11 protein-coding genes are annotated in these 13210 nt (G+C 73.8%); all 11 read left to right on the top strand.

The window, feature by feature from the left end:
- Positions 1–626 precede the first annotated feature (626 nt).
- The 11 genes from sbnA to NX801_RS29870 all read left to right on the top strand — a co-directional run bounded on the left by sbnA (position 627) and on the right by NX801_RS29870 (position 13208).
- The gene (gene sbnA / locus NX801_RS29920) at positions 627–1598 is read left to right on the top strand and encodes a 2,3-diaminopropionate biosynthesis protein SbnA (protein ID WP_258791106.1); all 972 of its coding nucleotides are present in this window, start codon (positions 627–629) and stop codon (positions 1596–1598) included.
- The gene (gene sbnB / locus NX801_RS29915; RefSeq protein WP_258791105.1) at positions 1595–2668 is read left to right on the top strand and encodes a 2,3-diaminopropionate biosynthesis protein SbnB; all 1074 of its coding nucleotides are present in this window, start codon (positions 1595–1597) and stop codon (positions 2666–2668) included. Before sbnA ends, sbnB begins: the two co-directional genes overlap by 4 nt.
- A complete protein-coding gene (locus NX801_RS29910) occupies positions 2665–4404 on the top strand; it encodes an amino acid adenylation domain-containing protein (protein WP_258791104.1) in 1740 nt (579 codons plus the stop codon). Before sbnB ends, NX801_RS29910 begins: the two co-directional genes overlap by 4 nt.
- Positions 4401–5648 (top strand): acyl-CoA dehydrogenase family protein, encoded by a 1248-nt coding sequence (locus tag NX801_RS29905; protein ID WP_258791103.1) that lies wholly within the window; start codon positions 4401–4403, stop codon positions 5646–5648. The genes NX801_RS29910 and NX801_RS29905 overlap by 4 nt, the downstream gene beginning before the upstream one ends.
- A 353-nt stretch (positions 5649–6001) precedes the next feature.
- Positions 6002–6571, top strand: coding sequence for a hypothetical protein (locus NX801_RS29900; RefSeq protein ID WP_258791102.1), 570 nt, complete (start codon positions 6002–6004; stop codon positions 6569–6571).
- A 28-nt stretch (positions 6572–6599) separates the two neighbouring features.
- Positions 6600–6833 carry an acyl carrier protein gene (locus tag NX801_RS29895; protein ID WP_258791101.1) on the top strand — a complete coding sequence of 78 codons (234 nt, stop codon included), beginning with the start codon at positions 6600–6602 and terminating at the stop codon, positions 6831–6833.
- A 95-nt stretch (positions 6834–6928) separates the two neighbouring features.
- Positions 6929–7648, top strand: a complete 720-nt coding sequence (locus NX801_RS29890) for a thioesterase II family protein (protein ID WP_258791100.1) — start codon at positions 6929–6931, stop codon at positions 7646–7648.
- A gap of 208 nt (positions 7649–7856) precedes the next feature.
- A complete protein-coding gene (locus NX801_RS29885; protein ID WP_258791099.1) occupies positions 7857–8717 on the top strand; it encodes a PAS domain-containing protein in 861 nt (286 codons plus the stop codon).
- Positions 8718–9007: 290 nt separating this feature from the next.
- On the top strand, positions 9008–9583 hold the full coding sequence (gene ssuE / locus NX801_RS29880) for an NADPH-dependent FMN reductase (RefSeq protein ID WP_258791098.1): 576 nt from the start codon (positions 9008–9010) through the stop codon (positions 9581–9583).
- A 165-nt stretch (positions 9584–9748) separates the two neighbouring features.
- A complete protein-coding gene (locus tag NX801_RS29875) occupies positions 9749–11125 on the top strand; it encodes an MFS transporter (RefSeq protein WP_258791097.1) in 1377 nt (458 codons plus the stop codon).
- Positions 11118–13208, top strand: coding sequence for a molybdopterin oxidoreductase family protein (locus NX801_RS29870; protein ID WP_258791096.1), 2091 nt, complete (start codon positions 11118–11120; stop codon positions 13206–13208). The genes NX801_RS29875 and NX801_RS29870 overlap by 8 nt, the downstream gene beginning before the upstream one ends.
- Positions 13209–13210: the final 2 nt, after the last annotated feature.

The raw sequence follows: 13210 nt of genomic DNA, 5'->3' as shown, positions 1-13210 counted from the left end.
GGGGGGGGCCGCGGCCCCGGGGCCGGCGGGGAGACGTGGGCCCCCCCGCGGGACCCGTCCCCCCGCCCGGCCCCTGGGGACACCCCGCCCGGCGGCCGCGCCCCGCTCCGTTCCTCGCGGTCGCTCGCGGCCGCCGACGCCTCGTCGGCCCCGCCGTGACACTCCGCCGGGCTCCCGCCGCCGGCCTGGACGAGGCCCCGCCACCGGGCCGGGACGCCGGGCCCGGGCGGCTGCCGGGCGCCGCCCGCGCACATCCTGCCCGCCCCGGCCGCCCGTCACACTCGCCCCCGCCCCGCGGGCCCTGCGCGTGAGGCCCGGGCGAGATGACCGGGGGCACGCCCGGGCAGCGCCGGGCCAGCACCGGCGGGCGGCCGGAAAACCCGCTCCGGCCAGCGGGTTGAGCGTTCCTCGTGTCCGGTCTCGACAGCCGCCTGTGAAGCTGGCCCGGCGATGGCGAGGACCGCCGGACGCGATGCGCCCCGGGTGACACCGCTCCGGCGGTGTGTGCCGGAAGGCGCGTCGGCGGCCGTACCCGCCGGACCGGCGCGAGGCGCGCCACGCGCACCACGAACTCCTCAGCGCGGATTGACCCGATCCTCGTGGATGAACGGAAGTGAAGGCAGCGCATGACCGTCATCACCGCGGCGCACGAACTCCTCGACAGCGATGTCTACATCAACCTGCGGACCAGCCTGGGCCTTCCGCTGCACCTCAAGTGCGAGGGCTTCAACTTCGCGGGCTCCATCAAGATCCAGCCCGCCGCGCGGATGGTCGAGGCGGCCCAGCGCGACGGCCTCGTCACCTCCGGCTCCGTCCTGGTCGAGTCCTCGTCCGGCAACCTCGGCGTGGCCCTCGCGGTGATCGCCGCTTCCAAGGGCCTGAGGTTCGTCTGCGTCACCGACCCCAACTGCAACCCCGCGACCGTCGCCCTGATCCGCGCCCTGGGCGCCGAGGTCGTGGTCGTCGACGAACCCGACGCCACCGGCGGCTACCTCGCCGCCCGCAAGGCGTACGTCCGCCGGAAGTGCGAGGAGGATCCCGCCTGTGTCTGGCTCAACCAGTACGAGAACCCGGCCAACTGGATCGCCCACTACGAGGGCACCGCGGCGCTCATCGCCAAGGACTTCCCCGCGCTCGACACCCTGTTCATCGGCGCCGGCACCGGCGGCACCCTCATGGGCTGCGCCCGCTACTTCCGCGAACACCGGCCCCAGGTACGGATCATCGCGGTGGACAGCGTCGGCTCGGTGAGCTTCGCCGGGACCCCCGGGCCCCGGTACATCCCGGGGCTGGGCGCCAGCGCCCCCATGCCGCTGATCGACCCGGAACTGGTGGACGAGGTCATCCGCGTCCATGAGGTCGACACCATCCACACCTGCCGGAAGCTCGCCGCGCGGGGGATCCTCCTCGGCGGCTCCTCCGGAACGGTGATCAGCGCCGCCTCCCAGTGGTTCGCGCAGCACCCGGGCGACCCGCACTCCGCGGTGGCCATCGCACCGGACCTGGGGGAGCGCTACATCAGCACGATCTACAACGACACCTGGGTCACCGACCACTACGGCGCGGACGACCTGCACACGATCCTGGAGACGTTTTGAGCAGTCAGGCGGACACCCCGGAATTCAGTGTCATCCCCGGCAGCACGGTGCACGCCGTGCTCGAAGGGCGGCGGCGGGAGACCGTCGAACTGGTCGAGAGCGCCTATCGGTTGCACGGCGAGGGACACACGGTCAACCCGCCCTCGTACTTTCTGCGCTTCCCGGACCGGCCCACCGCCCGCATCATCGCCCTGCCCGCCTCGGTGGGCGGCGACCACCCGGTCGACGGACTGAAGTGGATCTCCAGCTTCCCCGCCAACCTGGAGCGCGGCATCCCGCGCGCCTCCGCCGTCCTGATCCTCAACGACCCCGCCACCGGCTACCCGTACGCCTGCCTGGAGAGCTCGATCATCAGCGCCGTACGCACCGCAGCCTCCGCCGCGGTCGCCGCCCGGGCGCTCGGCGCGGGGCGCCCGGCACCCCGGCGCATCGGCTATCTCGGCACCGGACTCATCGCCCGCTATCTGCACGACTACCTCTCGGCGGTCCTCCCCACGCCCGCCGGGTACGCGGTGCACGACCTCTCTGAGGAGTACGCGCGCGGCTTCGCCGGCCATCTGACCGGCACCGGTGCCGGCACCGGCCAGGACACACCCGTGCACATCGCGGACACCGCCGAGGAACTGATCCGCGGCTGCGACCTGGTCGTCTGCGCCACCACGGCGGGCACCCCGCACCTCCTCGAACCGTCCTGGTTCGCCCACCACCCGCTGGTGCTCCATGTCTCGCTGCGCGACCTGGGCACGGACGTGATCCTGGACTCCTGCAACATCGTCGACGACGTGGACCATGTGCTCAAGGCGGACACCTCCGTGCACCTGGCCGAACAGCGCACTGGTGGAAGGGAGTTCATCGACGGCACGCTGTACGACGTGCTCACCGGCGCGACTGCCGCGCCGGCCGACCGCACCGTCGTCTTCTCGCCGTTCGGCCTCGGTGTGCTCGACCTGACCGTCGGCGGGTACGTCCACGCGCGGGCCCGGGAGACCGGCGGACTCCAGCCGGTGCCCGGCTTCTTCCACGACCTGCGGCGGCACACCGCCCCGGCCGCCGAGGCGGTGTCCCGGTGACGACCATTCCCCGGCACACCCCGGCACCGGACCGGATACGCGCCGAACTCCCGCTGGCCGAAGGGGCCGTGGCCCGCGCCCAGGCGCTGGCGCTGCGCCAGGTCCGCGACTGGGACACCGCCACCGCGCTGCTGGACCAGGTGATCCGGCACGCCGAGCGCGAACCGGAGCGCCCCGCCGTGGTCGACGGTGCGCGGACCCTGAGCTACCGGGCGCTGCTGGGCCGGGTGGCCTCGGTACGGGACGGCCTGAGGGCCGCCGGAGTGGGCGCGGGCGACGTGGTGGCCGCCGTGGGCCACCGGAGCGCCGACACCCCGGTGGTGTTCCTCGCCCTGGAGAGCCTGGGCGCCTCCTATCTGCCCGTCGACCCGAGCTGGCCGGAGGTCAGGGTCCGGGACGTGCTGGACCGCAGCGGGGCCGTACTGCTGCTGGACTACTCCGGTGACGACGCCGCTCACGCGGCCCGCGCGGCCGCCGGTGCCGGGCGGCTCACCGTGCTGCCCCTTCCCCGGGGCGGGGAGGGCACCGCGCTGCCGCGTCCCGACGGGGCCGACCGCTCAGCCGAGGCCCGGTACACCATCTTCACCTCGGGCACCACCGGCCGGCCGAAGGGTGCCACCGTCGAGCACCGGGGCATGATGAACCACCTGCGGGCCAAGGTGGCCGATCTGGGGCTCGGCCCGGACGACGCGGTCGCCTTCACGGCCCCGCTGGTCTTCGACATCTCGCTCTGGCAGATGCTCTGTCCGCTGCTGGCCGGCGGCCGGATCGTGGTGGTGGGCGACACCGCCATGCGCCTGCCGCACTGGCTCATCGGCGCCCTCGACACCGCCGGGGTCACCGTGGTGGAGCTCGTCCCCACCGTCGTCGGCTGGCTCGTGGACGAGGTGGCGCGGCGGGGCGGCGAGCGGCTGCGCTCGCTGCGCCGGCTGCTCTCCACCGGCGAGGAGCTGTATCCGGCGGTGGCCGAGCGGGTGTTCACCCACCTTCCGTGGGTGACGGTGGTCAACGCCTACGGACCCACCGAGTGCTCGGACGACGTGACCCACCATGTGCTCACCGCCACCGACCTCGGCAGGCCCCGGCTGCCCATCGGCTCACCGGTCGCCAACACCGCGCTGTATCTGCTCGCCGGGGCGGCGGACGGCACCTGGCGGGCGGCCGAACCGGGGGAGTCCGGCGAGCTGTTCGTCGGCGGCGCCGGTGTGGGGCTCGGCTACCTGAACGACCCCGGGACCACCGACCGGGCCTTCTTCCGCGACCCCTTCGACCCGCGCTCACCGACCGGCCGGCTCTACCGCACCGGCGACCTGGCCCGCTTCGACGACGGGCTCGTCCACTACCTGGGCCGGGCCGACCGGCAGGTCAAGGTCGCCGGCGTCCGGATGGAGCTGGACGAGATCGAGGTGGTGCTCAGTCGCCACCCGGCCGTGGAGCAGTGCGCCGTGATCGTCGCCGGGGAGGGCGAGCACGCCGAACTGGTCGCCCACTACAGCGTCCGCCGCCCGGCCGGGCCGGAGGAGCTGCGCCGCGCCCTGCTCGATGTGCTGCCGCAGGCGATGGTGCCCCGCCGCTGGCGGGAGTGGGACGCGCTGCCGCTGACTCACAACGGCAAGACCGACCACCGGGCGCTCCAGACGGCCGGCGCCACCCCGGAGGACGGTACCGAACCGGCCGCGGCCACCGGTGCGCCCCCCGGAACGAACGGCACCAGCAGGGGAGATGAGACCCGATGAGCACCGCGGCACCGAAGACACCGGACCTGGACGCCCCCGGGCGCGGCCGGGCGGCCGGCCCGCCCCGGGCCGGGTCCCGGCCGGGCGGTCCGGCGCCCGGGATCGCGGAGCGGACCGCCGCCGTGGCCCGGGTCGCGGAGGAACACCTCGAACGGACCGAGCGCGACGCCGTGTTCCCCGTCGAGGCGCTGGCCGAGATGCGCCGGACGGGGCTGCTCGGTCTGCTGGTCCCGGCCGAGTACGGCGGACTGGGCGGCACCCTCACCGACCTGGTGGACGTCAGCATGGAACTCGGACGCACCGACATGTCGGTGGCGATGATCCTGGCGATGCACCTCCAGCAGTCGGAGGCGGTCGTCCGCCATGCCGCCCCACCCCTGCGCGAGGAACTGCTTCCGCTGCTCGCCGCCGGCGACCTCTACCTGGCCTCGGTGACCACCGAGGTGGGCAAGGGCGGCCATCTGCTCCGCTCGTACGCACCGCTCACCGAGACCGGTGACACCCTGCGCATCGACCGGACGGCGCCGATCGTCACCGGCGGCACCGAGGCCGACGGCTTCCTCATCACCATGCGGAGCCCGCACGCCACGGCGGACCACCAGGTCTCCCTCGTCTATGCCCATCGCCGGCAACTGGAGGTGGTGGCCGACGGGGTGTGGTGCCCCATGGGCATGCGCGCCAGCCACAGCCTTCCGCTGACCCTCACCGGCACCGTCCCCGCCCATCAACTCGTCGGCGAGCACGGCGCCTTCCACCGGATCGCGGGCTCGGTCTTCGGGCCGCTCGCCCATCTCGGCTGGTCGGCGGTGTGGCTGGGCACCGCGGCGGGGGCGCTCTCCCGGGTGCTGCGGCTGCTCCGCGACCCGGTCACCCGCAAACGCTTCGACACCACCTCGGAGCTGCTGCTGACCCGGCTCTCCCGGGCCCGCCAGCGGCTGGACACCGTCCATGCCCTGCTGCGCCGCACCGAGGCACTGGTGGCGAGCGGCGACGACCTGTCCGCGCCCGCCGCCCAACTCCTCCTCAACGGCCTGAAGATCACCGCCGCCGAGGAGTGTCACGGGGCCGTCGAGGACCTGGTCGACGCGGTGGGACTGCGCCACGGCTATCTCCAGGACTCACCGACCCGGCTGGAGAAGGCGCTGCGCGACCTGCGCTCCGCCGCCCTCAACTACAGCAACGACCGTCTGCACCTCGCGGACGGCCCCCTGTCCCTGCTCGACCCCGGCGTGCGGTTCGCCTGACCCTTTCCGGCGGCCGGTCCGGGCATCGTTGTCCGGGAAATTCTCCAACGAGCCGCCGCAAAAGCAGAATTGACCCCGCTGAAGCCATTCCAGGGTCTTGCGGGGCCGATGGCCGACTGTTAGGGTCAGAAAAAGCGAATCAGCTCGCATTCTCTCCGATGCGCGTACCGCCGATTTCGCCGCTTCCGCCGAGAAAACCGTTCGACCCGCGTGATCCGTGCGATCCGCGTGATCCATGAGGTCGAAGCAGCCGGTGCGAAGAAGCCGGTGAAGGCCGCGAAGCCGACGGAACGGCCAAGGCGTCGAGATCGCATGTCTCCGCACCCCGCTCACTCCCTTCCCAAGGATGTCTCATGCCTGGAAACAGCCCGGGAAACTCCGAGAACTGGAACACCGCACTGCGCTACATCGCCGGGCGCAAGGCCGCCGAGGAGAACCTCGGGTTCCTCGTGCACATCAGCGCCACCGTCCGGCAGACCCCCGCGCCGGAGGACGTGCTCCCGGCGGTGGCCAAGGCGTGCGTGCCCTTCCTCGCCACCGCCGTCTCGCTGGACGCCCCCGCCACCCCCGGCCGGCCGGCGGTGCAGTCGCCGCCCGAGCTGACCCGGGCGCTGGACGGCGTGCGGAAGCTGGCCGAGGCCGGGAGCGGCCGGCGCCTCGTCATCAGCGGCCACGAGAGCCTGGTCAAGGAGACCGACCCGGACCAGCTGGAGCTGCTGCGCCAGTGGGAGGCCGACTCGGCGGCGGCCCTTCCGCTCGACTACCGGGGCGTCCGCACCGGCCATCTGGTCCTGCTGCGCGCCGGAGGCCACCGCCGGGGCCCGATCGGCCCGGGCGACCTGGCGCTGGCCGGTGAGGTCGCCGACCGGGTGGCGGCGTTCCACGCCTTCGCCGGGCGCCCGGCGGGCGCCCGGGGCCTGTGACGGTGCCGGGCGGAGACGAGGACATCCGATGACAGCGACCTGGCAGGATGTGCGCTCCTGGATTCTCCAGCGCAATCCCGACCTGACCGAAGTGGATCCGGAGACCGATCTGATCGAGACCCGGATCGTCGATTCCCTGCAATTCGTGGAGCTGGTGCTCCACATCGAGGAACTACGCGGCAAGGCGATGGATTTCGACGACATCGATCTCGACGCCTTCCGTACCCTCAAAGACATCGAGCGAAATTTCTTTCTCTCATGAACGGGAATCCGGGACCGGTCGGGTCGGAAATGACATCCGGCGGAACGGGCGGCGAGACGAACCGCGCGAAAGGCCGGAGGCCGGCCGGATCCCTCGTGGTGCTGGGCGATCCGGCGGCCGCCGCCGACGTGGTGGTCTTCCTCCCGCCGGCCGGCAGTGTCACCGCGCCGTTCCTCGCCCTGGCGGAGCTGCTCCCGGACACCGTGGCCAGCGTGCACTGCGAGGTCCCGGGCCGCGGCCGGCTGGCGGACGAGACCGCGCCCGGTTCCGTCACCGAGGTGGTCGACCGCTGGGCGGCCGATCTCCTGGCGGTGCGGACCGGCGGCCGGCTCCACCTCTTCGGCCACAGCCTGGGCGCGCTCTTCGCCCATGAACTCGCCGTCCGCCTCGCGCGGCCCCCCGGGCACGCGGTCGGCAGCCTCTCCGTCTCGGGCGCCCGCGACCCCGGCAGCCCCCCGCGCTCGCTGGTGGCCGCCACCTTCGCGGCGCTGCGCCGGGAGCGGCCCGGCACCGACCGGGCGGACGACACCGACGGGGCCTGGCTCACCCTGGACCTCCGGCTGCGGCGGGAGCACCGGACCGCCGCCCCGGGCCGGGCGCCGGTCCGGGTGCCGCTCGCCCTCTTCGGCGGCGCCTCCGACCCCTTCGCCCGGCCCGCCGATATGGCCGGGTGGCGGGACTTCACCACCGGCCCGCTGCTGGGGACGTTCACCCTCCCCGGCGGCCACGACTACTACCGCACCGGCCCGGCGGCCACGGCGACGGCCATCGCCCGTGTCGTCCGGGCGAGCCGGGACCCGTCCCCATCCCACTGACCCGGACCGACGCGTCCGCGCCCCGGGCCCATCGATTCCCGCTCCCGACCACACCGACCCCTGGCCCCCCGATCACACCGATCCCCGGCCCGGCTCACGACCAGGCCGGCCCCGGGCATCACCGGTCTTCCCGACCGAGCGAAACCGAAATCGCAAACGAAGCGATCCATCCGATGCCGGAACACCTCCGGCAGGAAAGCGAGTGGACATGGCGACTGACAAGCAGGGCGCGCCCTCCGTCGAGCAGCTGATCGACGTCATCGGCAACAGCTCGGTCGGCATCGCGGTCACCGACCGCACCGGAGCGGTGCTGCTCCACAACAAGGCGCTGTCCGTCCTGATGAACGGCGAGGGCGACCGGCTGGGCGGCCGGCTCCTGGTCGACGGTGCCGACGCGGTGCCCGGGCTGCTCAAGCGGCTGGAGAAGGAGGGCCGGTTCGAGAACGTCCGGGTCACCTACCGCAGCGCCGACGGCACCCGGGAGCGGTCGGCCGCGGTCAACGCCGTGGTCGCGGGCAGCGGCGACCGTGCCCGTGTCCACTGGGTGAGCCGTCCGGAGCTGGGCGAGCGGCTGCCCGTCTCCAGCGCCACCACCGAGGACGCCGCCTCCGACGCCGCCTCCTGGATCCGTGCCGTGGACGAGCGGGAGCAGCCCGCCCTGGCGCCCACCGCCAAGGACGAGGAGATCCTGCGCGAGTTCTACGAGGTCGCGCCGGTCGCCATCCACCTGATCGGCGTCAACGGCCAGGTGATGCACGCCAACCCGGCCGATGTGGCGCTGGTCGAGTACAGCTCCGCGCCGACCGAGTACGTGGGCGGCCACATCCGCAAGATCTACGAGGACCAGGGCCTGCTGGACGACTTCCTCTCCCGCTGGGACGAGGACTCCCCGATCATCAACTTCCGCGCCAACTTCGTCACCCGGGACGGCGCCCCCAAGCCGGTGCTGATCTTCTCGACCGCCCAGGCGGCGGGCGGCAACGTCAACAACACCCGGTGCTTCGTCTTCAACGACCCCGAGCCGCAGCGTGACCGGGACGTGGTCAGCGCCTTCGGCTGGCCGGCCTGAGAACGGGGCGGGCGGGGCCCGGGAGACACCCCCCCGGGCCCCGCCCGCCCCGCGGCACCCAGCGCGGGAGGGCCGCCCCGCTTCCCGGGCGATCCGCCTCGCCCCGTACCGACCGCTCCTGCTCCATACCGGTCCGCCCCGCACCGTGCCGCCCGTCCGGTCCCGTGGCGCCGGGCCCGCCCGCCGCGCCCTGCCCCGTCCCGTACCACCCCGTCCCGTACCGCCCGGCCCGCCCGTACCGCCCGCATCTGCTCCGCACCGGCCCGTTCCGATCCGCCCTGGGGGCGACCGTGTCCAACGTTCTGGTCATATCCGGCAGTCCGTCACCGACCTCCAAGACCGAGCTGCTCGCCGGCCATGTGGCACGGCGGCTGGCCGAGTACGAGTGGCGGGCCGGCCACCTCCGGGTGCGTACCCTCCCGGCCGCACCGCTGCTCCGCGCGGACCCGGCCGAGCCGGCGATCGCGGCGGCGGTGGAGCGGGTCGCCCGGGCCGATGGCATCGTGCTGGCCACCCCGGCCTACAAGGCGAGCTTCTCCGGCCTGCTGAAGACCTTCCTGGACGTCCTGCCGCAGTACGGATTCACCGGAAAGGCCGTCCTGCCGCTGGCCACCGGCGGCAGCCCGGCCCATGTGCTGATGCTGGACTACGCGCTCCGCCCGGTGGTCCACTCCCTGGGCGCCCGCCATGTGGTGCAGGGCTTCTTCCTGCTCGATACTCATCTTGAGCCCGATGTCCATCGCGGCACGCACCCCGACACACCGACGGTGGCCGAGGGTGGTCCACTCCGCGTCCGGCCGGAGAGCGCCCGGATGCTCGACGAGGTGATCGAGCAGTTCCGCAAGGCGCTCATCGCCGCGCCCTGAACGACTCCCGACCCGGGCCCTCACCCGTCCGGGCTCCCGGCACCCGCCCGGCCCGCACCCGGCCGTGCCGGCCCCGGGCCACCGCGCGCCGGGCCTCCCGCGCCCCGCCGGACACGCACCGTTCACCCGACCGCCCCGCCCCCCCCGAAGCAGTTGGAGCGCACCATGGCTGAGAAGGCCGCCAGACGCAGTTGGCTCACCGGCTGGGATCCCGAGGACGAGGACGCCTGGCACCGGGGCGGCCACCGGATCGCCCGGCGCAACCTCGTCCTCTCCGTCCTCTCCGAGCACATCGGCTTCTCGGTGTGGACCCTCTGGTCCGTGCTCGTCCTCTTCATGTCCCCGGAGATCGGTTTCGCCTTCAATCCCGGTGAGAAATTCCTGCTGGTGGCCACGCCCACCGTCGTCGGCGCCCTGCTGCGGCTGCCCTACAGCTACGCGGTGACCCGCTTCGGCGGACGCGACTGGACCGTGTTCGCCACCGCCATCCTGCTCGTACCGGCTTCGCTGGCGCTCTACTTCGTGCAGCGTCCCGGCACCCCGCTCTGGGTGTTCCTGCTGATCGGAGCCGTGGCCGGGGTGGGCGGCGGCAACTTCGCCTCCTCGATGACCAACATCACCGCCTTCTATCCGCAGCGCCACCAGGGCTGGGCGCTCGGACTCAACGCCGGCGGCGGCAATCTGGGCGTCGCCACCGTGCAGCTCGTCGGGCTCGCCGTCATCTCCCTGGCCGGCCGGACCCACCCCTCGTACGTCGCCGCCGTCTATCTGCCGCTCATCGTGCTCACGGCGCTGCTGGCGGCCTGGCGGATGGACAACGTGGACACCGTACGGGCCGCCCCCGGCGCCCAGCGCGAGGCCGTCCGGGACGCCGACACCTGGTGGATATCGCTGCTCTACATCGGCACCTTCGGCTCCTTCATCGGCTACGGCTTCGCCTTCGGCCTGGTGCTCCAGAACGAGTTCGACGCCACCCCCGTGGAGGCCGTCGGCTACACCTTCCTCGGTCCGCTGCTCGGCTCCTTCTCCCGGCCGCTCGGCGGACTGCTCGCCGACCGGCTGGGCGGCGCGCGGGTGTCGTTCTGGAACTTCCTCGCCATGGGCGCCGGCACGGTGGTGCTGGTCCTCGCCTCACGGGCCGGCTCCTTCGGCCTCTTCGTCGCCGGGTTCACCGCGCTCTTCGTGCTCAGTGGCCTCGGCAACGGCTCGACGTACAAGATGATCCCGGCCGTCTACGCGCGCAAGGCGGAGCGCGAGGTCACCGAAGGGGCGGACGCCGCCGGGGCCTTCGCCCGCGCCCGCCGGCTCTCCGGCGCGGTCATCGCCGTCGCGGGCGCGGTGGGCGCGCTGGGCGGCGCCGCCATCAACCTCGCCTTCCGGCTCTCGTACGCCGACGGCTCCGGCTCCGGCACCCCCGCCTTCCTGGTCTTCCTCGGCTACTACCTGCTCTGCCTGGTGGTGATCCGGTCCGTCTATCTGCGCGCCCGGCCGGCCGGTGCCGCCCCCGCCGCCGACCCGGAACCGGAGCGCAGCCGTGTCTGAACCGCGCCGGCCGGGACCGGAGGAGGCGCGCACCCACTGCCCGTACTGCGCCCTCCAGTGCGCCACCCGGCTGAGCGGCGACCGGGAGGCCGGGGTGACGGTGGAACCCGCCGACTTCCCGGTCAACCGGGGAAAGTTGTGCCAGAAGGGCTGGACCGCGCCGGAACTCCTCGGTGTGCCGGACCGGTTGACCTCGCCCCTGGTACGCGGCTCCGACGGCCGGCTCGCGCCCGCCTCCTGGGAGACCGCGCTGGACACCGTGGCCGGCCGGCTGCGCCGGATCCGGGAGCGCCACGGCCCGGACGCGGTCGGTGTGTTCGGCGGCGGTGGCCTGACCAACGAGAAGGCGTATCTGCTGGGCAAGTTCGCCCGGCTCGCGCTGGGCACCAGCCAGATCGACTACAACGGCCGCTTCTGCATGTCGTCGGCCGCCGCCGCGGGCAATGACGCCTTCGGGCTCGACCGGGGCCTGCCCTTCCCGGTCACCGACCTGGGCGACGCCGGTACGGTGCTGCTGGCCGGCGCCAATGTCGCGGAGACCATGCCGCCGCTGATGCAGCATCTGGACCGGCCCCGGCTGATCGTGGTGGACCCGCGCCGCTCGGCCACCGCCCGGCGCGCCGCCCTCCATCTGCGGCCCGCCCCCGGCACCGATCTCGCCCTGGCCCTCGGGCTGTTGCACATCGCCGTCACCGAGGGGCTGGCCGACACCGGCTACATCGAACGCCGCACCCGGGGGTACGAGGAGGCGGTGGGACGCGCCATGGGCTGGTGGCCCGAGCGGGTGGAGGCCGTCACCGGGGTGCCCGCGAGCGACCAGCGGACGGCCGTCCGGATGCTGGCCGAGCACCCCCGTACGTACGTCCTCACCGGCCGGGGCGCCGAACAGCACAGCCAGGGCACCGCCACCGCGGCCGCCTTCATCAACCTGGCGCTCGCCCTCGGCCTGCCCGGCACGACCGGCGCCGGCTACGGCTGCCTCACCGGACAGGGCAACGGCCAGGGCGGACGCGAACACGGCCAGAAGTCCGACCAGTTGCCCGGCTACCGCTCGATCACCGACCCCGCCGCACGCGCCCAGGTGGCCGGGGTCTGGGGCGTCCGCCCCGAGACGCTGCCCGGCCCCGGCCGCACCGCCTGGGAACTGCTCGACGCGCTCGGCGGCGACCGGGGGATCCGGGCGCTGCTGGTGTTCGCCTCCAACCCGGTGGTCTCGGCGCCGCACTCCGCCCGGGTGGCCGACCGGCTGGCCGCGCTGGACCTGCTGGTGGTGGCCGACTTCGTCCCCTCCGACACCGCCCGGACGGCCGATGTGGTGCTGCCGGTCGCCCAGTGGGCCGAGGAGGAGGGCACCATGACCAGCCTGGAGGGCCGGGTGCTGCGCCGCCGCGCCCTGCTCACCCCGCCACCCGGAGTCCGCGACGACCTCCGGGTCCTGCGCGACCTCGCGGTCCGGCTCGGCGAGCCGGCCAGCCGCTACCCCACCGAGCCCCGCGCGGTCTTCGAGGAACTGCGCGCCGCCTCCCGGGGCGGCCGGGCCGACTACTCCGGCATCAGCTACGAACGGCTGGACGCCGGGGAGGCCCTGCACTGGCCCTGCCCGGACACCGCCCCGGACCACCCCGGCACGCCCCGCCTCTTCCTGGACCGGTTCGCCCACCCCGACGGCCGGGCCCGGTTCGCCGCCGTGGACCACCGGGGCCCGGCCGAGACCACCAGCGAGGAGTACCCGGTGTACGCCACCACCGGCCGGGTGCTCGCCCACTACCAGTCCGGGGCGCAGACCCGCCGGGTGGCGGAGCTGGCCGAGGCGGCGCCGGAGGCGTACGTGGAGGTCCACCCCGACACGGCGGCCCGCTGCCGGCTGACCGACCGGGGTCTCGCCCGGGTCAGCTCGGCGCGCGGCGCCATGACGGCCCGGGTGCGGCTGGACCCGACACTGCGCCCGGACACCGTCTTCGTCCCCTTCCACTTCGCCCGCGACGGCCGCGCCAATCTGTTCACCCACCCCGCCCTGGACCCGCGCAGCGGCATGCCCGAGTTCAAGGTCAGCGCGGTCCGCCTCGACCCGCTGGCGGAGTGACC

This window comes from Streptomyces pyxinae, assembly GCF_024756275.1.
Classification (GTDB): domain Bacteria; phylum Actinomycetota; class Actinomycetes; order Streptomycetales; family Streptomycetaceae; genus Streptomyces; species Streptomyces pyxinae.
Note: the sequence above shows the minus strand (reverse complement) of the source record. Positions and strands in the feature narration are given on the sequence as shown.